General features: G+C 66.4%; 18 protein-coding genes. 12 read left to right on the top strand and 6 right to left on the bottom strand.

Annotated elements, in window-relative coordinates:
* Window positions 1-21 precede the first annotated feature (21 nt).
* The 4 genes from BRAO375_RS08910 to BRAO375_RS08895 all read right to left on the bottom strand — a co-directional run bounded on the left by BRAO375_RS08910 (window position 22) and on the right by BRAO375_RS08895 (window position 4,563).
* Window positions 22-1,710 (bottom strand): phage tail sheath family protein, encoded by a 1,689-nt coding sequence (locus tag BRAO375_RS08910; protein WP_009027133.1) that lies wholly within the window; start codon window positions 1,708-1,710, stop codon window positions 22-24.
* Between the two features lie 40 nt (window positions 1,711-1,750).
* On the bottom strand, window positions 1,751-2,821 hold the full coding sequence (locus tag BRAO375_RS08905; RefSeq protein WP_009027132.1) for a hypothetical protein: 1,071 nt from the start codon (window positions 2,819-2,821) through the stop codon (window positions 1,751-1,753).
* Window positions 2,799-3,383, bottom strand: a complete 585-nt coding sequence (locus BRAO375_RS08900) for a Pvc16 family protein (protein WP_244423140.1) — start codon at window positions 3,381-3,383, stop codon at window positions 2,799-2,801. Before BRAO375_RS08900 ends, BRAO375_RS08905 begins: the two co-directional genes overlap by 23 nt.
* Window positions 3,384-3,927: 544 nt before the next feature.
* Window positions 3,928-4,563 (bottom strand): TetR/AcrR family transcriptional regulator, encoded by a 636-nt coding sequence (locus tag BRAO375_RS08895; protein WP_009027130.1) that lies wholly within the window; start codon window positions 4,561-4,563, stop codon window positions 3,928-3,930.
* Between the two features lie 254 nt (window positions 4,564-4,817).
* Here BRAO375_RS08895 and BRAO375_RS08890 point away from each other — a divergent pair, with 254 nt between their 5' ends.
* Genes BRAO375_RS08890 through BRAO375_RS08855 form a run of 8 tightly spaced genes read left to right on the top strand, consistent with a single transcriptional unit; the run spans window position 4,818 to window position 13,205 of the window.
* Entirely contained in the window at window positions 4,818-5,678 is an 861-nt protein-coding gene (locus tag BRAO375_RS08890) for an FAD binding domain-containing protein (protein ID WP_009027129.1), read from the top strand.
* Window positions 5,675-6,211: a (2Fe-2S)-binding protein gene (locus BRAO375_RS08885; RefSeq protein ID WP_009027128.1), complete on the top strand. Its 537-nt coding sequence runs from the start codon at window positions 5,675-5,677 to the stop codon at window positions 6,209-6,211. Before BRAO375_RS08890 ends, BRAO375_RS08885 begins: the two co-directional genes overlap by 4 nt.
* The gene (locus tag BRAO375_RS08880) at window positions 6,208-8,583 is read left to right on the top strand and encodes a xanthine dehydrogenase family protein molybdopterin-binding subunit (RefSeq protein ID WP_009027127.1); all 2,376 of its coding nucleotides are present in this window, start codon (window positions 6,208-6,210) and stop codon (window positions 8,581-8,583) included. Before BRAO375_RS08885 ends, BRAO375_RS08880 begins: the two co-directional genes overlap by 4 nt.
* A 24-nt stretch (window positions 8,584-8,607) precedes the next feature.
* Entirely contained in the window at window positions 8,608-9,858 is a 1,251-nt protein-coding gene (locus BRAO375_RS08875) for an ABC transporter substrate-binding protein (protein ID WP_009027126.1), read from the top strand.
* Between the two features lie 9 nt (window positions 9,859-9,867).
* Entirely contained in the window at window positions 9,868-10,740 is an 873-nt protein-coding gene (locus BRAO375_RS08870) for a branched-chain amino acid ABC transporter permease (protein ID WP_009027125.1), read from the top strand.
* Entirely contained in the window at window positions 10,740-11,741 is a 1,002-nt protein-coding gene (locus BRAO375_RS08865; protein ID WP_009027124.1) for a branched-chain amino acid ABC transporter permease, read from the top strand. Before BRAO375_RS08870 ends, BRAO375_RS08865 begins: the two co-directional genes overlap by 1 nt.
* Entirely contained in the window at window positions 11,738-12,493 is a 756-nt protein-coding gene (locus BRAO375_RS08860; protein WP_009027123.1) for an ABC transporter ATP-binding protein, read from the top strand. Before BRAO375_RS08865 ends, BRAO375_RS08860 begins: the two co-directional genes overlap by 4 nt.
* Window positions 12,486-13,205, top strand: a complete 720-nt coding sequence (locus tag BRAO375_RS08855) for an ABC transporter ATP-binding protein (RefSeq protein ID WP_083842449.1) — start codon at window positions 12,486-12,488, stop codon at window positions 13,203-13,205. The genes BRAO375_RS08860 and BRAO375_RS08855 overlap by 8 nt, the downstream gene beginning before the upstream one ends.
* 14 nt (window positions 13,206-13,219) lie before the next feature.
* On the opposite strand, the gene eutC is transcribed toward BRAO375_RS08855, so the two are convergent.
* Together eutC and BRAO375_RS08845 are read right to left on the bottom strand one after the other, a co-directional pair.
* Window positions 13,220-14,005 (bottom strand): ethanolamine ammonia-lyase subunit EutC, encoded by a 786-nt coding sequence (eutC, locus tag BRAO375_RS08850; protein ID WP_035639676.1) that lies wholly within the window; start codon window positions 14,003-14,005, stop codon window positions 13,220-13,222.
* A complete protein-coding gene (locus BRAO375_RS08845) occupies window positions 14,005-15,390 on the bottom strand; it encodes an ethanolamine ammonia-lyase subunit EutB (RefSeq protein WP_009027120.1) in 1,386 nt (461 codons plus the stop codon). Before BRAO375_RS08845 ends, eutC begins: the two co-directional genes overlap by 1 nt.
* A gap of 267 nt (window positions 15,391-15,657) precedes the next feature.
* Between BRAO375_RS08845 and BRAO375_RS08840 the strand changes: the two genes are divergently transcribed.
* From BRAO375_RS08840 to BRAO375_RS08825, 4 genes are all read left to right on the top strand, one after another.
* Entirely contained in the window at window positions 15,658-16,665 is a 1,008-nt protein-coding gene (locus tag BRAO375_RS08840) for an ABC transporter substrate-binding protein (RefSeq protein ID WP_009027119.1), read from the top strand.
* Window positions 16,666-16,677: 12 nt separating this feature from the next.
* On the top strand, window positions 16,678-19,368 hold the full coding sequence (locus BRAO375_RS39010) for an ATP-binding cassette domain-containing protein (RefSeq protein WP_009027118.1): 2,691 nt from the start codon (window positions 16,678-16,680) through the stop codon (window positions 19,366-19,368).
* Entirely contained in the window at window positions 19,365-20,138 is a 774-nt protein-coding gene (locus BRAO375_RS08830; protein WP_009027117.1) for a DeoR/GlpR family DNA-binding transcription regulator, read from the top strand. The genes BRAO375_RS39010 and BRAO375_RS08830 overlap by 4 nt, the downstream gene beginning before the upstream one ends.
* Before the next feature lie 94 nt (window positions 20,139-20,232).
* A complete protein-coding gene (locus BRAO375_RS08825) occupies window positions 20,233-20,577 on the top strand; it encodes a Lin0512 family protein (RefSeq protein WP_009027116.1) in 345 nt (114 codons plus the stop codon).
* The last annotated feature ends 477 nt before the right edge of the window (window positions 20,578-21,054 follow it).

Here is a 21,054-nt window from a genome sequence, read left to right as displayed (position 1 = left end):
TCCCTTATTTCTGAAGATCGTTCAGGCTTGTTGCAGCTTGTGCATGAAGCGCAGCACGATGAACTCGGCGGGCCGGACGGCGGCGATGCCGATCTCGACGATCAGCCGGCCCTCGAGCACGTCCTGCGGCGTCATGGTCTTGCCGAGGCCGACATTGACGTAATAGGCCGCTTCCGGCGTCGAGCCGGCGAGCGCGCCGCGCTCCCACAGCGAATACAGATAGCTCTCGATCATGCCCCTGACCTTCAGCCAGGTGGTGGCGTCGTTCGGCTCGAACACGGCGAAGCCGGAAGCCTTGCGCGTGTTCTCCTCGATGGTGATGAACAGCCGCCGCACCGGCACGTAACGCCATTCATTGTCGTTGCCGGCGAGCGTGCGGGCGCCCCAGACGATGGTGCCCTTGCCGGTGAAGTCGCGGATCGCATTGATCGACTTGCCCGCGGTCGGATCGACGTTGAGGGATTCCTGGTCGGCATCCGTCATCTTCTTGTCGACGCTGATCATCGCCATGACGCCGACATTGGCCGGCGCTTTCCACACGCCGCGGTCACGGTCGACGCGGGCGTAGATGCCGGCAATCGCGGCGCTCGGCGGCAGGGTCACCCGCTGCCGGCTCAGCGCGTCCTTGATCTGATTGTAGCGCGCGGTATCGCTGAGCTTGATATCGTTCAGGACAGGCGTCGGCGGCGCACCGCCGCCGACCTTGACGAGGTCGACGCCGTCACCGGCGGGGGTGGGCTGCAGCGCAGCCGAGCCGTTGCCCTGCAGGCGGATATCGAAATTGCTCGCCTGCAAGCCGGCCTTCACCGTCGTCCAGCGGTCGACCACCTGCTTGGCGGTCTTGCCGCCGGCAACGTTGGTGATGATCAATGTCGGCTTGCCATTGGCCACGGAGATGTCGATGGCCTGGGCGTTGTCGCCGCCGACGAGCTGGACCTTCGGCGTGCTGGCCGCGTCGGTGCTCTGGAACGAGATGACCATGCCGTTGGCATCGTTGGCCGGGAACTGAACCTCCTTGATCGTCGGCGGCACCGGCGCGTCGGTGACCTTGACCTGGATCTTGCTCTCGTCGACGGCGAAGTTCAGCGAGGTCCGCAAATAAGGATGATAGGCGGCGCCGTAGGACAGATAGTCGACGCCGATCTGGTTGCGGAACGCGGTGACGTCGCCCTTGGGAACATCGAGGATGGTGAAGCGGTCCTTCAGCCGCGCGCACTGGCTCAGCGCCGCCTGGGCAAGCTCGAAATAGTCGCCGGATGCAAGCAGCACCGCGTCGGTGAGCACGATCAGCGTCGGCTCGTCCTCCAGGGCCAGAAGGTTGATCGCCTTGAGGAAGTCGGCTTTGGCGAGCGGGGCCGTATAGTCGCCGAGCGAGAAGATGTAGCAGGGGCCGCCGCCATTGGCGAAGTAATGGCTGACGGCATAATAGAGCAGGCGGTCCGGGCTCGGCCCGGTCGTGGCCGCCGGATCTGTCAAGGTAATCGTCGGCAGTCCCGAGCTGGGATCGGTCGTGGACGAAGCCACGAATGCGGTCGGCTTGGCGCCGCCGAACGTCGCGGTGTACTCCAGGAGCGAAGAGATCCGCGCCATCGCCGGACCCTTCTCGGTGTAGCCCAGGAAGGCTGGGATCGCGGTCGAGACCTCCGCGACGGAGGGCGGCAATCGGGAGATCTCTTCGACGTAAACGCCCGGGGTCTTGTAGATCGGCATGGCGATGCACCTTCGGAACGTGGTGAGGAGAGTGGGGCAATCAGTTCAGAAGCAGCGAGAGAACCTGGTAACGAACCATCTGGCGCGGCGCCGCCGCATCGGGCTGCAGCAGCGTCAGGCGATCGGGCGGCGGATTGGGCAGCCGAGTCAGCAGCGGCGTGTTGGCGAGGCGCAGCTCGAGCGCACCGAGCGGCGCGTCGCGGGCAGGGATCGGCGCATCGGAGACAAGACGCATGATGCGCCGGCCCGGATAGCGTCCAAGCAGATCGGCGCCGACCGTGTCGCTGCCGACAGTGCCCGCTGTCAGCTCGGAACGGCCGGCATCGGACATCGTGAGCGCGCGTGGTCCATTGCCCGCGGTCGCATCGACGACGGTCAGCGTCGACAGGTCGCCGGAAAAGTCGGTCACGACGTAGTAGGCCCAGCGTGAGCTGGCCGAGGTCAGCGGCACGACGAAGCCCCGCGGGGCGGGCTGCGGCGTCAGTGTCTGCGCGCTCAGCGTCAGCGCAATTTCGGCCAGCGCACCACGGGGCATTTGGGCGCGGACCGGATAGGAGACCCGGAAGGGAGTCCCTCGCTGGAGAGCGGATGTATCGATCGTGATGCGTTTGGGACCAGCGCCGATGCTCTTGACAGCCCCGGCGCCGGCGACCGTCACATCAGCCGGTGTCGTGCCGTCGAGCGGCGTGCCGGCGAGGACGAACGCCTCTGCGGCGCCTGGCGCCTGGACGATGAGGCTCTCGCTCGCCGTTGCGCGGCGGGTGGTGAGGCGGAGCGACAGCGGGTCCGCGAGTTGAACGCCGTCATTGGTGAACAGCGGCGCGGGCTGCTGTGCGATGTCACTCAGTCGGGTGATCGCGGCGTAGCCGGATCCGCGCGGGCGCAGCGCAAACGCGAGCGACAGCGGCGCGGCCGCCGCAGCGATGACGTCGCCCTTGGCATCGAGCTCGCCATAGACGCGGATGCGGTCGGCAAAGCTCTTGCAGGTGAGCCGCAGCCGCGCCATCGCGGATTCCGTCCCGGCTGTTGGCGCGATCTCAAAGTCGCTGCAGCGCAGGTCCGCGTAGTAGTCGTGGGTCACACGAAGGTCAAAGAGAGCGGCCGAGGGCATGTTCCAGCCTCCGTTCGGGCGGACCGGACACCGGCCGCGTCATCTCTTCCTGGCGATCCTCGAACACGAGCATGCGGACGCGATAGAGCAGGGACGGCTGAAACGCCGCGCGCAACGCGTTCCAGAGATCGTTCTGCTCGTTGAGCGGCAACGTCACCAGCTCGAGCGCAAGCTGCGGAACACCCGCAGGCATGGCCGGCATGGTCTGACGATCGAGCACCGGGTGCGACTGGAAGAAGGCGATGATCTGCGACAGTCGCGCCAGCGCCTGCTCATATTGCTTGAAGCGCGCCACGAACAGCACGCGCATATTGAGGCGCACGTCGGGCTGAACGCGATAGGCGGTGCCGTCGGCGCCGAGGCGCTGATAGGGATTGGCCGCCCGCAGGATCGGCTCCTGCTCGACATTGATCAGCATGGTGGTGACCGCGCCCATGCGGAACGAGATCGGATCGGTCTTGTCGCCGTCCAGGAAGATCACGGCATCTTCGGCCGGAGCGGCGTGACCCGGCACGGCAGGCCCGATCAGATGCGCGTTGAGCAGGTCGCGAAGGAAAATCATCGCTTGATCAATCACGTCCCGCTCCGCAACGAACTGACATTCGGCAATGACGGCGCAAACAAGCAACAAGCCAGGCAACAAGCGAGGCGTACCGCGGCCAGTGGGTCGCGATAGGATATCTATAGCCGTACTTTCGTCGGCTCGATCAGGCGTAGAGACCCGCACAGCATGGTCGTCAAGCGTGTGTGTGCGAGACGGTCGATGTGGTTCAAGTCGTCAATGAAGCTTGCGGCAAAAACAACAAATAGAAAGCATCGCAATATTCAACTACGATAACTTCTGTCCTCCAGCGCGTCAAGTTGGCGCGATGCCACCTCAGGCTGATCGAGTCACCAACAGCATTTGCACACGTATCAGGCGCGACGTCTTGTGATAACGCCGCCGACTCGCAACGTCTGACTTGCATCATGATGGTGTCATGAAACCTGCAGCGGGTGTTCCGAGAGCGCGCGGTGATGCAGGAACGGCCGATGCAAACCGCGCCGTGTGACGCGGCTTGCGCCGCGAACGCAGCCATTCAATCGCCGACCGGCTTTGGCCTTGCTCACGATGCGCTGACGGACTCTCCATCCAGAAGTCTCGGAAGCGCCAGCCGTGCGCCATCGAGGAACAGCTGGATCGCATCCCGCACGGTCTGATCGAGATCGGCGGGCACCGGCGTCTCGTAGACGAACTTGCGGATCGCAAGGTAGAAGATCCGCCCGTGCAGTCCCCAGAACATCTCGGTCTCCCGGCTGCTGAGCGGGCAGCTCGCAACGTCCGGCAATGCCAGCTCGTGGCGCAGCTCGATCGCCGCGGGCTCGATGATCTCGCGCCTGACCAGATCGAGATAGCGTCCGGCGATCCCGAACGATTTCAATCCGGAGAACACGAAGATACGTACCCAGTTGTATTCGAACACGCGGGCGACGTAGTCGAGATAGAAGCTCGTCAGGCGGACCTGCAATGGCTGGCTGCGGTCCCGGATCAGCGGGCCCCAATCCTGCGACCAGCGGCTGAGATAGACCTCCTGATAGACACGCTCGATCAGCGCTTCCTTGCTCGGGAAGTGCCGGTAGATCACCGAATGCGCGATGCCCATGCGCTTGGCGAGCTCGCGTGTCTGGCCTTCGAAGCCGCGCTCGGCGAAGAAGCGGATCGCTTCCTCGACGATCAGCCGCTCGCGGTCGGCCGCGCGCATGTTGCGGCGCTTCGCCGGCGCGCTCGCATCTGCGGTGCGCGCGCGGCTCGCTGTCGTTTTCGTGCTGACTGTCTTCGGGGCGCTGGCCATGGTCTCGATCGGTTGTCGCAGAGGTCTTCTGATAGCCGAAAGCAGATTTGCGACCAATCGTTCGTTTCCGGTTGACCGAGGCGCAAGCGCGTGCAACTGTTTTGAGACCAGATGGTCACAAATCTGGGTGTCCGGGCTGATGAGCCTGGCAAGCGAGGAAACGGATGAAGGCGAGGGCTTTCAGCTATTTTCGTGCAGGGACGATCGACGAGGCGCTGGCCGCTCATGCTGATGCCGGCGACGATGCGCGATTCATCGCCGGCGGGCAGAGCCTTGTTCCGGCACTGGCGCTGCGGCTGCAGGCGCCGCGAATCCTGATCGACATCAACCACATCGACGAGCTGCGCAGCGTCAGGCGCGAGGGCGAATGGCTGCGCTTGGGCGCGCTGACGCGGCATTGCGAGATGCTGACGGAGCCGCTCGTCGCGGAGTTTGCGCCGCTGCTGCGCGCGGCCGCGCCGTTCGTCGCACACCCCGCCATCCGCAATCGCGGTACGCTCGGCGGCAGCGTTGCGCTGGCCGATCCGGCCTCGGAATTTCCTGCGATGGTCCTGGCGCTCGATGCAGAGATCGAGATCGCCGGTCCGTCCGGCCGCCGCTGCGTCAAGGCGAGTGACTTCTTCATCGATTTGTTCGAGACCGCGCTCGCGCCCGGCGAGCTCCTCGTCGCGATCCGTGTGCCGCTGTTTCGCAGCAACCAGCGCATTGCGTTTGATGAGCTCGCGCGCCGCCGGGGCGATTACGCGCTGGTTGGCTGCGGCATGATCGCGACGCTCGATCGGGATCGGATCGCCGACATCAGCATCGCGCTGTTCTCGGTTGGAAATGTGCCGACGCGGGCGCGATCAGTGGAAGCTGTGCTGGTCGGATCGTCTCTTGATGCCGGGCGCATTGCCGCAGCGCAGGCTGCACTGAGCGCCGACCTCGCGCCGGCGGACAGCGATGATGTTCCCGCGGCGATGCGCGTGCATCTGGCGCGCGTGCTGCTCGGGCGGCTGCTCGGCCGTCTTGGGGAGGTACGATGAGCAGCGCTCCCACCGAGCTCGATGAGTCCGACGAGGCGGTCCGCGTCCGCATGGTCGTCAACGGTCGCAAGGTGGCGTGCGACGTCGCGCCGCGTGTGACGCTGGTGGATTGTCTGCGCGGTCAGCTCGAGCTGACCGGCACCCATGTCGGCTGTGAGATGGGCGCCTGTGGCGCCTGCCTGGTGCAACTCGACGGCCGCGCCGTCCATGCCTGTCTGATGTTTGCCGTGCAGGCCGATGGCGCGCGGATCGATACGATCGAGGGCCTTTCGGAAAGCGGTGTGATCGCCGATCTACAAGCCGAGTTTCATCGGCGCAATGCCTTGCAATGCGGGTTCTGTACGCCGGGCATGCTGATCAACGCACATGAGCTGTTGTCCCAAGTCTCGCGGCCGAGCCGTGAGGCAATCCGAGACGCGCTGTCCGGTAATTTCTGCCGCTGTACCGGCTACGAGGCGATCGTCGATGCGATCGCTGCGGTTGCGGAAGCGCGCGCTGCGGCGGCGCAAGGGCGGGGGGACTCGTCGCGATGACCGCGCCACTCACCTCGCTCGACCGCCCGAACTCCTATATCGGCCGCTCGGTACCGCGACCGAACGCCAAGCGGCTGCTGGCCGGCCGCGGCCGCTATGTCACCGATCTCCGGCTGCCGCGCATGCTGCATGCGGCGTTCCTGCGCAGTCCGCATGCGCATGCGCGGATCGCCGGCATCGACGTTGAAGCCGCGCGCGCCCTGGCCGGAGTGCATCTGGTCGCGACCGGCGCTGATCTCGCCAGGATCTGCACGCCCTGGACCGGCACGCTCGATCACTTCAAGGGCATGATCTCGGAGCCGCAGCTGCCGCTGCCGCTCGATCGCGTGGTCTGGGCCGGTCAGGCGGTGGTCGCCGTCGTCGCCGAGAGCAGGGCGATCGCCGAGGATGCGCTGGAGCTGATTGCGGTCGACTACGAGGAGCTGCCGGCGGTGGTCGATCTCGACGCCGCGCGCGCCCCCGATGCGCCCCTGGTCAACCCGGCTGCATCGTCCAACATCTGCTTCCGTGCCCAACTCGACAGCGGCGGCGTCGACCACGCCTTTGCCGCCGCCGCTCACGTCATCGAGGAGGAGTTCAGCTTCGGCCGGCATACGCCCGTCACGCTGGAGCCGCGCGCCATGGTCGCCGATTACGAGCCCGACAGCGGCATGCTGACAGTACATCATGCGACGCAGACGCCGTATCAGTTCCAGGACCTGTATTCCCGGCACTATGGCATCCCGGAAGCGCGCGTGCGCGTGATCGCGCCTGATATCGGCGGCTCGTTCGGCATGAAGCTGCATGTCTATCACGAGGACATGGCGGTGGTCGGATTGTCGATCCTGCTGGGACGCCCGGTGAAATATGTCGCCGATCGGATCGAGTCCTTCGTCTCCGACATTCATGCGCGCGATCATCAAGTGAAGGCGCGCATGGCGGTGGATGCCCAGGGCAAGATCCTCGCGATGGACGTACATGACGCGACCGCCATCGGCGCCTTCTCGACCTATCCGCGCACCAGCGTGGTCGAGGGCAACCAGGTCATCCGCCTGATCGGCGCGCCCTATGACTTCAAGTCCTATCGGGCCACGCTTGAGGTCGTGTTCCAGAACAAGGTGCAGACCAGCCAGTATCGCGCGGTCGGCCACCCCATCGCCTGCGCCGTCACCGAGCGCATGGTGGACCTTGCAGCGGCCCGCGTCGGTGTCGACCCGCTGGCGATGCGCGCCGGGAACGTGATCCCCGACGACGCCTATCCCACGGCATCGCCGACCGGCTACAGGTTCGAAGCGCTGTCGCATGAGGTCTGCCTGCGGCGGCTGCGCGAAATCATGAGTTACGACGGGTTGCGCGCCGAGCAAAGCGAGCTCCGCCAGCGTGGCATTTATCGCGGCATCGGCATTGCGACCTTCGTCGAGATCACCAATCCCAGCCCGGCATTCTATGGCGTCGGCGGCGCGCGCATCTCCTCGCAGGACGGCGCGACGATCAGCCTGACGCCATCCGGCGAGGTGCGCTGCGCGATCTCGGTGACCGAGCAGGGGCAGGGCACCGAGGCCATTGTCGGCCAGATCGTCGCCGATCAGCTCGGCGTCGCCCAGGAGCATGTCAGGGTCCTGACCGGCGACACCGAAGTCACGCCGCATGGCGGCGCGACCTGGGCCTGCCGGGGCGCAGGCATCGGCGGCGAGGCCGCGCTGCAGACCGCGCGCCGGCTGAAGGCTAACATCCTGGAGGTCGCGGGCCTGATCCTGCAGGAGCAGCCGGGCGCGCTCGACATCGTCGATGGTCAGGTCGTGAGCGTCGCGAACGGGCAGGTGCGTCTGCCGGTGGCCGAGATCGCGCGGATCGCCTATTTTCGCTCCGATACGCTGCCACCGGGGACCCAGGCCCAGTTGACCGTCAGCCACCACTTTGCGCCGCAGGGCTATCCGTTCGCTTTCACGAACGGCGTTCAGGGCTGCTACCTTGAGGTCGACATCGACACCGGCTTCGTCAAGCTCCTGAAGCACTATGTCGTCGAGGATTGCGGCCGCATCATCAATCCGATGCTGGTCGACGAGCAGCTGCGCGGCGGCGTCGTGCAGGGGCTGGGTGCCGCGCTGTTCGAGGAGTGCCGCTACGGCGAGACCGGGCAACTGCTGAACGGCTCGCTTGCCGATTATCTGGTGCCGATGGCGATGGAGATGCCCGATATCATCATCGACCACGTCGAGACGCCCACCGCGGACACCATTCTGGGCGCGAAGGGCTGCGGTGAGGCCGGCACGGCGGCGGCCTCTGCGTGTGTGCTCAATGCGGTCAACGACGCGCTGACGCCGTTCGGCGCGTCCGTCAACGCCATTCCGATCACGCCCGCGCGCGTGCTCAAGTCGCTCGATCGCTACTAAGAAAACAAGATGAGGGAGGACATCATGCCAGTCTACGAGACCAAGTCGCGACCAGCAGGACTATCCCGCCGCAAGGCAATGATGGCCATGTCGGCCGGCGTCGCAGCGCTGGCGATGCCGCGGCTCGGCCGCGCCGCCGATGACACCATCCGCATCGGCTTCCCGACGCCGCTGACCGGCCCGTTCGCGGCCGAGGCGCGCGACCAGGTGAAATGCGCCGAGCTCGCGGTCAAGCTGGTCAACGACAAGGGCGGCATCGGCGGCCGCAAGGTCGAGCTCCTGGTGCGCGACGACAAGCTCAACGCCGGCGAAGCCGCGACGCGGACGCTCGAGCTGATCGAGAAGGACAAGGTGCATGCGGTGGTCGGCGCGCTCTCCAGCGCCGTTCAGCTCGCCGTCAACGAGGTGACGCGCGCCCGCGGCGTCATCTACGTGTCGATCAGCCAGTCCGACACCATCAACGAGGTGAAGGATTTCAGCAAGTTCACCTTCCACGAGGCGCTGAACCCGCACATGACAACGGCGGCGGTGGCGCGGCAGACATTGAAGAAAGGCATGAAGGTTGCGCATCTCGTCGCCGATTATGCCTACGGCCATGAGATGCTGCGCGGCTTCAAGCGGGCGCAGGCATCGATCGGAGCCGAGAGCGTCGGCGAGATCCTGCATCCGTTCGGCGCGGCCGACTACTCGACCTTCATGCCGCGCCTGATGTCGATGCGCCCGGACGTGCTGTGCATCAGCAATTTCGGCCGCGATCAGGCCAATGCGATCAAGCAGGCGGTCGATTTCGGCATCAAGCAGCAAATGAAGATCGTGGTCCCCGTGATCCTGCACAACCAGCGCCTCGCCGTCGGCGCCGACGTGTTCGAGGGCGTGGTCGGCGGTGCCAATTATTATTGGGGCCTGGAGACTCAGAACAAGACAGCGGCGGAGTTCAACAAGGCGTTCCGAACGGCGAATGGCGGCGCGATTCCGACCGACTACGGCGCCTACGGCTATTCCGGCGTCGGCTCGCTGCTGCAGGCGATGCAAGTGGCTGGCGGCACTGACACGGAGAAGGTCGTCGCGGCGCTCGAGGGGCTGCAATACGACCTGACCAAAGGCCCGCAGCACTACCGCAAATGCGATCACCAGTCGGTGCAGTCGGTGCTGGTGCTGGAATCGAAGAAGAAGTCGGCGATGGCCAATGAGAACGATCTGTTCGCGATCGTGGCCAACGATCCCGGCGCCGACGAGATGCTGCGCAGCTGCAGCGAGCTCGGCCACGCGACCTGATCCCACGGAATGGACCTCTCGCTGATCATCATGCAGCTGTTTTCCGGCATCGCCCTCGCGGCGGTGCTGGTGATCACGGCGCTCGGCCTCACCATCGTGTTCGGCATGCTGGGCGTGGTCAATTTCGCCCATGGCGCGCTGTTCATGATCGGCGCCTATGCCGGGCTCTATCTGGCGTCGCTGACCGGCAGCTTCTGGTGGGGGCTGCTGCTCGCTCCCGTGCTTGTCGGCGCGTTCGGCATGCTGATCGAGTTCGTCCTTGTTCGCCGCCTGTATGGCCGGTCGATCGATGATCCGCTGCTGCTCACCTTCGGTCTCAGCTACATCCTTGTCGAAGGCGTGCGCATCGTGTTCGGCAGCGATGGCATTCCGTTTCCGACGCCGCCGCAGCTGATCGGCGTCGTCGATCTCGGCGTCGGATTCTTTCCGAAATATCGCCTGTTCGTGATCGCGCTGGTCGCGGTGGTGCTGCTGGTGCTGTGGCTGATGCTGGAGAGGACCCGCGTGGGCCTGATCGTCCGTGCCGGCGCGCGCGATCCGCAGATCATGCGCGTGCTCGGCGTCGACATCGGCAAGGTGTGGCTCGCGATCTTCGGCCTCGGCGTCGGCCTTGCCGCGCTTGGCGGCGTGCTGGCGGGGCCGATGCGCAGCGTCAATCCCGAGATGGGAACGCTGGTGCTGGCGGAGGCCTTTGTCGTGACCGTGATCGGTGGCCTCGGCTCGATCGTCGGCGCTGTCGTCGCCGGGCTGATGGTCGGTATCTGCATCAGCATGGTGGCGCTGTTCGCGCCTGAAATGGCGACCATCGTGATGTTCGCGCTGATGGCTGCCGTCCTCCTTGTCCGGCCGCAGGGGCTTTTCGGCCTGAAGGGGAGGGCGTGATGGCGGTGGAGTCGACCGGCGAGGCATCATCGCTCTCCCAGAGCCGGCGCCTGTTTGCGGTCCTGTCCGATCACCGCGTTCTGGTCTCGCTCGTTGCGCTCGCGCTGCTGCCCTGGTTGCTTCCCTCGAAGGCGCTCGCCGTCAACGTTCTGATCTACGGCGTCGTGGTGATGGGCTACAATCTCCTGTTCGGCTATACCGGGCTGCTGTCGTTCGGCCACGCCGCCTTCTTCGGCACCGGCGCGTATCTGACCGGCATCGCCATCGGCCGCTGGGGCCTGCCATGGTTCGCCGCGGTTCCGCTGGCGATCGCGGCAGGCACCGCGCTCGCTGTGCTGATCGGCGCGATCTCGACGCGCACCCGCGGCATCTATTTCTCGATGGTCACGCTGGCCCTGGCGCAGCTCGTCTATTATGTCGCGTTGCAGGCATCGTCCTTCACCGGCGGCGAGAACGGGCTGCGCGGCTTCACCGTCGACCGCATTGATCTGCTCGGCCTGCAGATCAACTTTCTCGATCCGGTCAACAAATACTACGTCCTGATGGCTTTCGCGGCACTGGCGCTCTGGGTGCAGTCGCGCATTCTCAACTCGCCGTTCGGCGCGGTCATCGAGGCGATACGGGAGAACGAGCAGCGCGCGCGGGCGTGCGGCTATGACGTGGAACGCTGCAAGCTGATCGTGTTCATGCTCTCGGGCGCGATCTCGGCGATCGGCGGCTGCATGTCGGCGCTGCATCTGTCGATCGTGCCGCTGGATTCCCTGCACTACCAGACTTCCGGCATGATCGTAATGATGGTGCTGCTCGGCGGCGCCCGTAGCTTCTTTGGGCCGTTCATCGGCGCGGCCACCTTCCTGATCCTGGAGGATGTCGTGTCGCTGTGGACGCCGCATTGGCAGATCGTCGTCGGCGCCATCTTCGTCGTGTTCGTGCTGTTCCTGCCGAAGGGCATCTGGGGCACGCTGCTGGACGTGCTGCCGTTCGCGAGGGAGCGGCGATGAGCACCGCGCTGCTGCAGGCCGATGGCATCGGCCGCCGCTTCGGCGGCTTCACCGCGCTCGAGGGCATCTCGGTGTCGTTCGCGGCGGGCGAACTGACTTCCATCATCGGACCGAACGGCGCCGGCAAGAGTACGTTCTTCAACATCCTCTCCGGCACGCTGTCGCCGAGCAGCGGCACGCTCCGCTTCAAGGGCCGCGAGCTGAACGGGCTGCCGCAGCACCGCTTCGTGCACCAGGGCATCTCGCGCTCATACCAGATCACCAACATCTTTCCGGATCTCTCTGTGCATGAGAACGTCCGGGTCGCCGCGCAGGCCATGCGCGTGAGCTATGACATTTGGCGCAGGCGGGCGGATCTGGTCGAGTTGAGCCAGCGCGCTGACGCGGCGCTGACGGCCGTAGGCCTGATTGGCAAGCGCGGCGAGCAGGCGAAATTCCTCGCCCATGGCCAGCAGCGCGCGCTGGAGATCGCCATCGCACTGGTGTCCGAGCCGGAACTGCTGTTGCTCGACGAGCCGACGGCGGGCATGGGGCCCGAGGAGACCAAGGAGATGGTCGCGCTGCTCGAGCGATTGGCAGAACGGCGCACGGTGCTGCTGGTCGAGCACAAGATGAAGATGGTGCTGGGCCTGAGCCAGCGGGTGCTGGTGCTGCATCACGGCCGGCTGCTGGCCGACGGCAGGCCGGAGGACATCCGCAGCAATCCCGACGTGCGCCGGGTCTATCTGGGACAGAGTGAAGGCTATGGCTGAGACAGCATTGCTCGAGCTCGATCGTGTCCAGGCCTGGTACGGCGCCAGCCACGTCCTGCACGGCATTTCCCTGCGCGTGCACCAGGGCGAGGTGGTGGCGCTGGTCGGCCGCAACGGCGCTGGCAAGACCACGACGTTGCGCACCGTGATGGGGCTGATGCCCAAAGCCGAGGGCCGCGTGCGGTTCGCTGGAAGCGACCTGCTGCCGCTTGCGGCGCATCGCCGCTTTCATCTCGGCCTCGCTTACGTGCCGGAGGACCGGCGCATCGTGCCGGGGCTGTCGGTCCGCGAGAATTTGCGGCTCGGGCTCGTTGCCGCCAAGGCCGAGATCGACGAGCGCGCTGCGATCGCGGAGATCGCCGAGACCTTTCCGCGCCTGCGCGAGCGGCTCGACCAGGAGGGCGTGACGCTCTCCGGCGGCGAGCAGCAGATGCTGGCGATCGCGCGCGCCCTGATCGCGCGGCCGCGGATGGTGCTGCTCGACGAGCCGTCGGAAGGCATCATGCCGGTGCTGGTCGAGGAGATGGGCGTGCTGTTCCGGCGGCTGCGGGACCAGGGCAAGACCTTGCTGCTGGTCGAGCAGAACGTCGAATGGGCGCTGCGGCTCGCCGACCGCGCGGTCATCATCGACCAGGGCGAAGTCGTGCATGAGAGCAGCGCGGCCGCGCTGCTCGCCGACAAGGACATCCAGGATCGCTATTGCGCAGTGTGATGATCTTCGGATCGTCAAGCGCCACCGTCGTCGAGCGCGGGCAGCTGCGGCAGGCGCGCGAGGCTGACGCCGGCGGCCTGATGCAGGAACATCCGTTCGATCAGCTCCGCCGCCTGCTTCGCCGCGTCTTCAGGCGCGAGGCCGCCCTGGCGGACGTTGGAGATGCAGTTGCGCTCGGAATCGACGCGACCACGGCGCGGCAGCCAGGTGAGATAGAGGCCGAGCGAGTCGGCGGCGCTGAGGCCCGGACGCTCGCCGATCAGGATGATCGAGGCGGACGCGCCGAGCAGCTCGCCAACATGATCCCCCAGCGCGACCCGGGCTTGTGAGGCCACGATGATCGGCGACAGCCGCCGGCCGGTCGCCGCGAGCAGCGGCATCAAGGCCTCGAGCACGGGCAGGGCGTTCACCTGGACCGCGCGGCTGCTCAGGCCGTCGGCCACCACCAGCACGACGTCCGCCGGCGCGCGCGGCTCCGACAGCAGCGCCTCGGACTCGAGAGAGAGGAGGCGGCCCTCATCGGGCCGCTGCAGGTACGTCGCACGATCGACGGCGCGACTATGCACCGCAAGCGCCGGCCAATTGCGCGCGGTGACATCAGCTGCAAATTGTTTGGCATCAAACGGCTTGAGCACCGCATCGCGCGCTTCGGCATGTGCGGCTTGGAAGGAGAGATGCGCCGATGTCGGCAGGCCGGGGCCGCAGCGTCCGAGCGCGATGCGCGCCTCGGTGTAGCGCGACAGCCAGGTCCAGTCGTCGGATGACGAGGTCGCGAGCGTCTGGTCGTCCGCGCCGCTCATCACTTGGCGTCCAGCAGCGGCAGCGCCGGCATCAGCCGCGCCGGCTCGAAGCGCAACTCGCCTTGCGGATCGCTGATGCCGGCGGCGCCGAGCCATGCCTCGAACTCCGGCGCCGCACGCTTGCCCAGCACCTTCCGCACATAAAGCGCGTCATGGAACGACGTGCTCTGATAGTTCAGCATGATGTCGTCGGCGCCGGGCACGCCCATGATGTAGGTGCAGCCGGCGACGCCGAGCAGCGTGAGCAGGGCGTCCATGTCGTCCTGGTCGGCCTCGGCGTGGTTGGTGTAGCAGACGTCGCAGCCCATCGGCAGCCCCAGCAGCTTGCCGCAGAAATGGTCCTCCAGCCCCGCGCGCATGATCTGCTTGCCGTCATAGAGATATTCCGGGCCGATGAAGCCGACCACGGTGTTGACCAGCAGCGGCCGGTAACGCCGCGCCACCGCGTAGCAGCGGGCTTCCAATGTCTGCTGATCGACGCCGCAATGTCCCGCTGATGACAGCTCGCTGCCTTGTCCGGTCTCGAAATACATCACATTGCCTCCGGCCGGACAGCGCTGCAGGCTTTCAGCTGCGGCCAGCGCCTCGTCGAGCAATGATAGCGTGATGCCGAAGCCGCGATTGGCCTCCTCGGTGCCGGCCAGCGACTGGAAGACGAGATCGACCGGCGCGCGGCGCTCGATCGCCTTCAGCGCGGTTGTGACATGGGCGAGCACGCAGGATTGAATCGGCGCGTTCGAGGCGAGGCGCAATGCCTCGATCATGTCGAGCAGCCGCATCATGGTGTCGACGTCGTCGCTGGCCGGGTTGATGCCGATGGTGGCGTCGCCGACGCCATACATCAGCCCGTCGAGGATCGAGGCGGCGACGCCCTTGGGATCGTCCAGGGGATGGTTGGGTTGGAGTCGCGTGGACATCCGGCCGGGGAGGCCGATGGTGCAGCGGAAGCGCGTGACCACCTCGCACTTCGCCGCGACCGTCACGAGATCCTGCAGCCGCATGATCTTGCAGACGGCCGCAACCATTTCCGGCGTGAGCCCCGGGGAGACGGCGGCCAGCGTCGTCGCGTCAGTCGTATCCGCCAACAGCCATTCCCGGAAGGCACCGACGGTGAGACTCGCAATCGGTGCGAACGCCGCTCCGTCATGCTGGTCGACGATCAGCCGCGTGACCTCGTCGTTCTCATAGGGAATGACGGCCTCGTTGAGAAAGTGCCGCAGCGGCAGGTCGGCGAGCGCCATGCGTGCCGCGACGCGCTCGGCGGCGTTTTGCGCGGCAAGCCCGGCGAGCACGTCACCCGAGCGCAGCGGCGTCGCCTTGGCGAGCAGGGTGCGGAGGTCGTCGAAGCGATAGCTCGTGCCGCCCAGCGTGTGTGAAAAACCCATCGTCTTTCTGTCCCGTCTCGTCACCCGGTGTGGCGACTATCAGCGGCACGTGTCGTCATCACAACCCAACGCCTCCGTGATGCAAGGCCCGTGCGCGGGGAGGAGCGTGCGCTCGACGTGAATGCTGAAATCATGAGCAGTTGCTGATTTGCATGACATATGCGCAATCAGCGTAGACGCGGTTCCACAAATTTGCAAATAATCACTCAAATGCACACGGAGCCGGTCGGGATTAGACCCGCGCCGCAGCCCTGGAAGGACACGGTCATGTCGCAGCTGTTGAAAGGCCTCTTCGCCAGTCTTGCTCTGCTTCTGTTCGGCGCAGTCGCGCAGGCGGGGACGGTGACCGTCTATACGGCGCTGGAAGAGGACGAGATCGCCGACTACGTGAAGGCGGCCAAGACGGCGCTGCCGGATGTCGACCTCAAGGTGCTCCGGTTGTCGACCGGCGATCTCGGTGCCCGCATCATCGCCGAGTCCGGCAATCCGCAGCATGACGTGATCTGGGGCTGGGCCGTCACCAACATGCTCGACCCGCGCATCACCGCGCTGCTCGAGCCCTATGAGGTGAAGGGCGCCGACAAGCTGCCGGCCTCCGCCAAGGGTGCAGACTCGAGCTGGTTCGCCGCGACCGGTTATGTCACGGCGTTCTGCGTCAACACCGAGGTGCTGAAGGCGAAGAATCTGCCGATGCCGACCTCGTGGAAGGATCTCACCAACCCCGTCTACAAGGGCGAGGTGGTGCTGCCGAACCCGGTCTCGTCCGGCACCGGCTACATGCAGATCGCCGGCATCCTGCAGTCGCAGGGCGAGGAGAAGGGCTGGCAGTTCCTGAAAGCCCTCGACGGCAATGTCGCGCAATACATCAAGTCCGGCTCGCGGCCGTGCAAGGCGGCGCGCGGCGGCGAGTTCGCGATCGGCGGCTCGCTGGCGTTTGCCGCGATCAAGTCGATCGAGGAGGGCTTTCCGATCAAGATGGTGATCCCGACCGATGGCGCGGGCTATGAGCTCGAGGCGTCCGGGCTGATGAAGGCGGCCAAGAACAAGGCCGACGCCAAGCGCTTCCTCGACTGGACCTTGTCGCCGGAGGCGGCTGCGCTCTACACGAGCTACAAGGAGCTCGTCACCATCTCCGGCACGCCGCCGTCGAAAGCCGCGCAGACCGCGGGCTTTCCCGCCGACGTCGCCAAGGCGGTCTATCCGATCGACTTTGCCCGATCCGCCAGGGAGCGCGACGGCATCCTCAAAAACTGGCAGACCAGCATCGGCCGCTGAGCGGAGCGGGCCATGACGCTCGAGCTGGACCGGCTGCACAAGACGTTCGACGATTTCACAGCGCTCGACCGCATCTCGCTGAAGGTCGAGGGCAGCGAGTTCGTCTGCCTGCTTGGGCCGAGCGGCTGCGGCAAGACCACCTTGCTGCGGATCATCGCCGGCCTGCTGACGCAGGACTCTGGCCGGCTGCTGCTCGACGGCCAGGATCTCAGCGCGGTGCCGGCGCGCGAGCGCGGCTTCGGCATCGTGTTCCAGTCCTACTCGCTGTTTCCCAACATGACCGTGGCCGAGAACATCGGCTACGGCATGCGCATCCGGAAAGTGGAGCGTGGCAGGATCGCCGCGCGCGTCGCCGAACTGCTGGAGCTGATCAAGCTGCCGCATCTCGCCGACCGGCTGCCGTATCAGCTGTCCGGCGGGCAGCAGCAGCGCGTCGCGCTGGCGCGGGCGGTGGCGGTCGATCCGCGGCTGATCCTGCTCGACGAGCCGTTGTCGGCGCTCGATGCCAAAGTGCGCGCCGATCTGCGCGTCGAGATCCGCGAGCTGCAGCGCCGGCTCGGCATCCCCACCATCATGGTCACGCACGACCAGGAGGAGGCGATGGTGCTGTCCGACCGGATCGTCTGCATGAATGCCGGCCGCATCGAGCAGGTCGGAACGCCCCAGGAGCTCTATCTCCGTCCTGCGACGAAGTTCGTCGCCGACTTCATGGGCAGCAGCAACCTGCTGCCGACCGCCTGGGTGCGCGACGCCATGCCGGCGCTGCTCGCCTCGCGTCCCGACGGCGCCGATGCCGACTATCTCGCCTGCCTGCGTCCCGAGCATGTCCGGCTTCATCCTCTCGACGCCGGCGAGGCGAGGGTAGNTCGACGTCACCTTCCTCGGCAACATCAGCCGCACCCGTGTCGCCTGGAAGGGCCGCGAGCTGATGGTGCAGACCAGTCCTGTCGACGGCGTTGTGCCCGGAGCCGCGGTGGCCGTCTCCGCCGACGCCGCCGGCTGCGGCTGGGTGCGCGCGTGAGCATCGCCGCCGTCGAGGTCGCCGAGCGCTCCGGCTTTCGCCTGCGGCGCGCCGGCGATGATCGGCTGCTGATCGCGGCGGCCATCGCGCTGCCATGCCTCGCGCTGCTCATCTTCTTCGTCTTTCCGCTGGCGATGATGCTGTGGCGCAGCCTGGTCGCCGATGATGGCACGATCGGCTTTGCCAATTACGCTGCGCTCGCGCGCACGCCCGGTATCCTGAAAGCGACGCTCAACAGCCTGACGCTCGGGCTCGCCACGACTGCGGTCTGCCTCAGCCTCGGCTTCGTGCTCGCCTTTACAATGACCCGGACCCGCGTGCCCGGAGCGCGCATCATCTCCGCGGTGCTGGCCCTGCCGATGTTGGCGCCGTCGCTGGTGCTCGGTCTCGGGCTGATCTTCCTGCTCGGCCGCAACGGGCTGATCAGCGGCGTGCTGGGCAAGCGCATCGACATCTACGGCTTCCCGGGCCTGCTGATCGCCGACGTACTCTACGCGCTGCCGCAGGCGGTGCTGATCCTCAAAGCCGCGTTCGCCCATGCCGATGCGCGTTATTACGACGCCGCCGAGGTGATGGGGGCCGGGCGCTGGCGGCAATTCTTCGACATCACGCTGCCGAACGTCAAGTTCGGGCTGCTCAGCGCCGGGTTCGTCGTATTCACCGTCACCATCACCGATTTCGGCAATGCCGCCGTCATCGGTGGCGACTTCGCGGTGCTGGCGACCGAGATCTACAACCAGGTCACCGGGCAGATGAAGTTCGGCATCGGCGCCGTGGTCGGTCTCCTCCTGCTGGCGCCGACGGGGCTCGCCGTCTACATCGAGCGCGTCGCCGCGCAGCGCCAGTTCGGGGGCGGATCCGAGGGGGCCGTGCCGCCGCAGATGAGCTCCGTGCCGGCGCGCGACGTGCCGCTCGCCATCGTCGCCTTCCTTGCGACGCTGTCCGTGCTCGCCGTGATCGGCGTCGTCGTCTATGCGAGCTTCATGCGGCTGTGGCCGTACCGGCTGACCTTCACGCTCAAGCACTATGACATCACCCTGAGCGGCGGCTACGCGCCGCTGTGGACCTCGCTGCTGGTCTCGGTGATTGCCGCCGGCCTCGGTACATTGCTGCTGTTCGCGCTTGTCTACGGCATTCGCCGGCTGCCGTCGTGGCTGGCCAAGATCGTCTATCTCGTCGCCGTGATGCCGGTCGGCGTGCCCGGCCTCGTGCTCGGCCTGGCCTACATCTTCGCCTTCAACATCGCGGGATCGCCGCTGTCGGTGCTGTACGGATCGACCTTGCTGCTCGCGCTGTGCAACTTCTATCACTACCATACTCAGGGCTTCCTCACGATGGTGACCGGCATGCGCGCCGTGCCGCCGGCGCTGGAGGAGGCCGCGACCTGCCTCGGCAGCGGGGCCGGGCAGGTGCTCGCCAACGTCATCATTCCCGTGATGTCGCCTACCTTGGTCTCGGTGTTCTTCTTCCTGTTCATGCGCTCGATGGTGACGTTGTCGGCCGTCATCTTCCTGGTCACGCCGTCGCTCGGCATTGCCGCCGTCTCGGTGATGCGGCTCGACGAGGCGGGCTTCGTCTCGCAGGCCGCGGCGTTCTCGACCTGCATCATGGCGGTGGTCTGCACCGCCGCGCTTGTCATGCAGCTCGCGCTGAAATGGCTGGCGCGCGGCGGTCGCCGATGATGCTCCAGGAGGACCGCCACCAGCGTATCCGTGCGCTGCTCGCCACCGTCGGTCGCGCCACCACGGACCGCATCGCCACCGATCTTGGCGTCTCCCGCGAGACCGTGCGCCGCGACGTGCTGGCGCTGGAGGCGCGCGGCGAACTGCGCCGCGTCCATGGCGGCGTCGCCGCGATCGCGCCGGAGGCCGAGCCGCCGATCACCGTCCGCGCCCGCGTCCGTCTTGCCGAGAAGACGCGGATCGCGCAGGCCGCGGCGCGGATGGTCAGCCCCGGCCAGACCTTGTTCCTCGACGTCGGCTCGACCGTCTCGATCCTCGCCCGCGAGCTCGCGACGTTGTCGGGTCTGACCATCGTCACCAACTCGTTCGAGGTCGCGACCATCATCGGCGCCTCCTCCAGCGAGCGCAGCAACCGCGTCATCGTGCTCGGCGGCGAGCTCGGCAGCACCCTGCCGGCGACGTTCGGCTCGACGACGGTGGCCGAGATCCAGCGCTTTCAGGCCGATGTCGCGCTGCTGTCGCCGGTCGGCATCGATCACCGCTACGGCGCCACCAGCTTCGACATCGAGGAGGCCAATGTCGCGCGCGCGATGGCCGCCGCCGCCAAGCGCGTGCTGATCCTCGCCGACCACAGCAAGATCGGCCAGACCAGCCGCGTCGCGTATTGTGCTGCTGATCGCATCGACAGCCTGATCACCGATGCGCGCGCCGCCGATGATCCCGCCCTCGGCGCGCTGCGCGGCGTGGTCGGGGAGGTCGTGATCGCCTGAGCCGCGATGGCCTGAGCGTCGCGCCGTTTGCGCTTGGCGCGAACGGCGCTAAGGTCGCGCGCCAAATGATCCATGCTAGCCGAGAGGGAACACCATGGCGCGCATTCGCTGTATCACCGAGATGGGCATGGGCGTCGACGTCCACGGCCGCGACGCCACCAAGGCTGCGAAGCGCGCGGTGTCGGATGCGATCCGCCATTCCAGCCTCGGGTTCTTCCGCATGGTCGGCAAGACGCCGCAGGACATGCTCGTCGACGTCACCATCGGCGTGCCGAATCCGGAGGCCGTCGACACCGCCGCGGTCGCCAAGGAGCTGCCCTATGGCACGGTGACCGTCACCGCCGTGAAGGGCGGGCTGGAGATTCCGGCCGAGGCCGGCAGCGACGCCATCATCATCGCCAATGCCGCGGTGCTGGTGCATCTCGACGACGGCAAGTAGGTCGGGCCGGAAAATGGAGGCACGTGCGCCGGCACCTGGATCGGCGCGGGCGTATCTGCTGCAGATGTCAAACAGCGGAATGTGCGATCGCGATCCCGCGGCGCGTTGCGCGCCCGGGTGATGTTTCTGTCTTGCCCCTCTCTTGAACAGAGGGCGCAGGGAAGACCGGGTATCCGCTGATACCCGCGGCCCCCGTGCGTGAAGAAGTGCACGGGGCAGGAACCACAGGCTCAGCCGGACATTCCGGCCTTCCCTGCGCAACGGTTTTGACGGCTTATACGTGCTCTCCCCGGGGATCGGCTTGTTTGCCCCCGTCGCCAGCGGATCATCATCACCACCGGCTTGGCATCAGCACCGCGATGCCAGGACCACACGATTTCGCCGGCGCACTCTGCCGTTCGTCCGCACGGGAGAACCATGCTGCGGCCAGACTGCGCCCGTCGCATCACCGCCTCCACGTTCGTGACGACCGCGAAG

The organism is Bradyrhizobium sp. ORS 375, from assembly GCF_000239775.1.
Taxonomy (GTDB): Bacteria; Pseudomonadota; Alphaproteobacteria; order Rhizobiales; family Xanthobacteraceae; genus Bradyrhizobium.
Note: the sequence above shows the minus strand (reverse complement) of the source record. Positions and strands in the feature narration are given on the sequence as shown.

What these genes read in the sequence shown, in the direction of transcription:
- BRAO375_RS08910 (WP_009027133.1), bottom strand. Translation starts at nt 1,710, where the DNA reads ATGCCGATCTACAAGACCCCGGGCGTTTACGTCGAAGAGATCTCCCGA.
- BRAO375_RS08905 (WP_009027132.1), bottom strand. Translation starts at nt 2,821, where the DNA reads ATGCCCTCGGCCGCTCTCTTTGACCTTCGTGTGACCCACGACTACTAC.
- BRAO375_RS08900 (WP_244423140.1), bottom strand. Translation starts at nt 3,383, where the DNA reads ATGATTTTCCTTCGCGACCTGCTCAACGCGCATCTGATCGGGCCTGCC.
- BRAO375_RS08895 (WP_009027130.1), bottom strand. Translation starts at nt 4,563, where the DNA reads ATGCGCGCGGCCGACCGCGAGCGGCTGATCGTCGAGGAAGCGATCCGC.
- BRAO375_RS08890 (WP_009027129.1), top strand. Translation starts at nt 4,818, where the DNA reads ATGAAGGCGAGGGCTTTCAGCTATTTTCGTGCAGGGACGATCGACGAG.
- BRAO375_RS08885 (WP_009027128.1), top strand. Translation starts at nt 5,675, where the DNA reads ATGAGCAGCGCTCCCACCGAGCTCGATGAGTCCGACGAGGCGGTCCGC.
- BRAO375_RS08880 (WP_009027127.1), top strand. Translation starts at nt 6,208, where the DNA reads ATGACCGCGCCACTCACCTCGCTCGACCGCCCGAACTCCTATATCGGC.
- BRAO375_RS08875 (WP_009027126.1), top strand. Translation starts at nt 8,608, where the DNA reads ATGCCAGTCTACGAGACCAAGTCGCGACCAGCAGGACTATCCCGCCGC.
- BRAO375_RS08870 (WP_009027125.1), top strand. Translation starts at nt 9,868, where the DNA reads ATGGACCTCTCGCTGATCATCATGCAGCTGTTTTCCGGCATCGCCCTC.
- BRAO375_RS08865 (WP_009027124.1), top strand. Translation starts at nt 10,740, where the DNA reads ATGGCGGTGGAGTCGACCGGCGAGGCATCATCGCTCTCCCAGAGCCGG.
- BRAO375_RS08860 (WP_009027123.1), top strand. Translation starts at nt 11,738, where the DNA reads ATGAGCACCGCGCTGCTGCAGGCCGATGGCATCGGCCGCCGCTTCGGC.
- BRAO375_RS08855 (WP_083842449.1), top strand. Translation starts at nt 12,486, where the DNA reads ATGGCTGAGACAGCATTGCTCGAGCTCGATCGTGTCCAGGCCTGGTAC.
- eutC (WP_035639676.1), bottom strand. Translation starts at nt 14,005, where the DNA reads ATGAGCGGCGCGGACGACCAGACGCTCGCGACCTCGTCATCCGACGAC.
- BRAO375_RS08845 (WP_009027120.1), bottom strand. Translation starts at nt 15,390, where the DNA reads ATGGGTTTTTCACACACGCTGGGCGGCACGAGCTATCGCTTCGACGAC.
- BRAO375_RS08840 (WP_009027119.1), top strand. Translation starts at nt 15,658, where the DNA reads ATGTCGCAGCTGTTGAAAGGCCTCTTCGCCAGTCTTGCTCTGCTTCTG.
- BRAO375_RS08830 (WP_009027117.1), top strand. Translation starts at nt 19,365, where the DNA reads ATGATGCTCCAGGAGGACCGCCACCAGCGTATCCGTGCGCTGCTCGCC.
- BRAO375_RS08825 (WP_009027116.1), top strand. Translation starts at nt 20,233, where the DNA reads ATGGCGCGCATTCGCTGTATCACCGAGATGGGCATGGGCGTCGACGTC.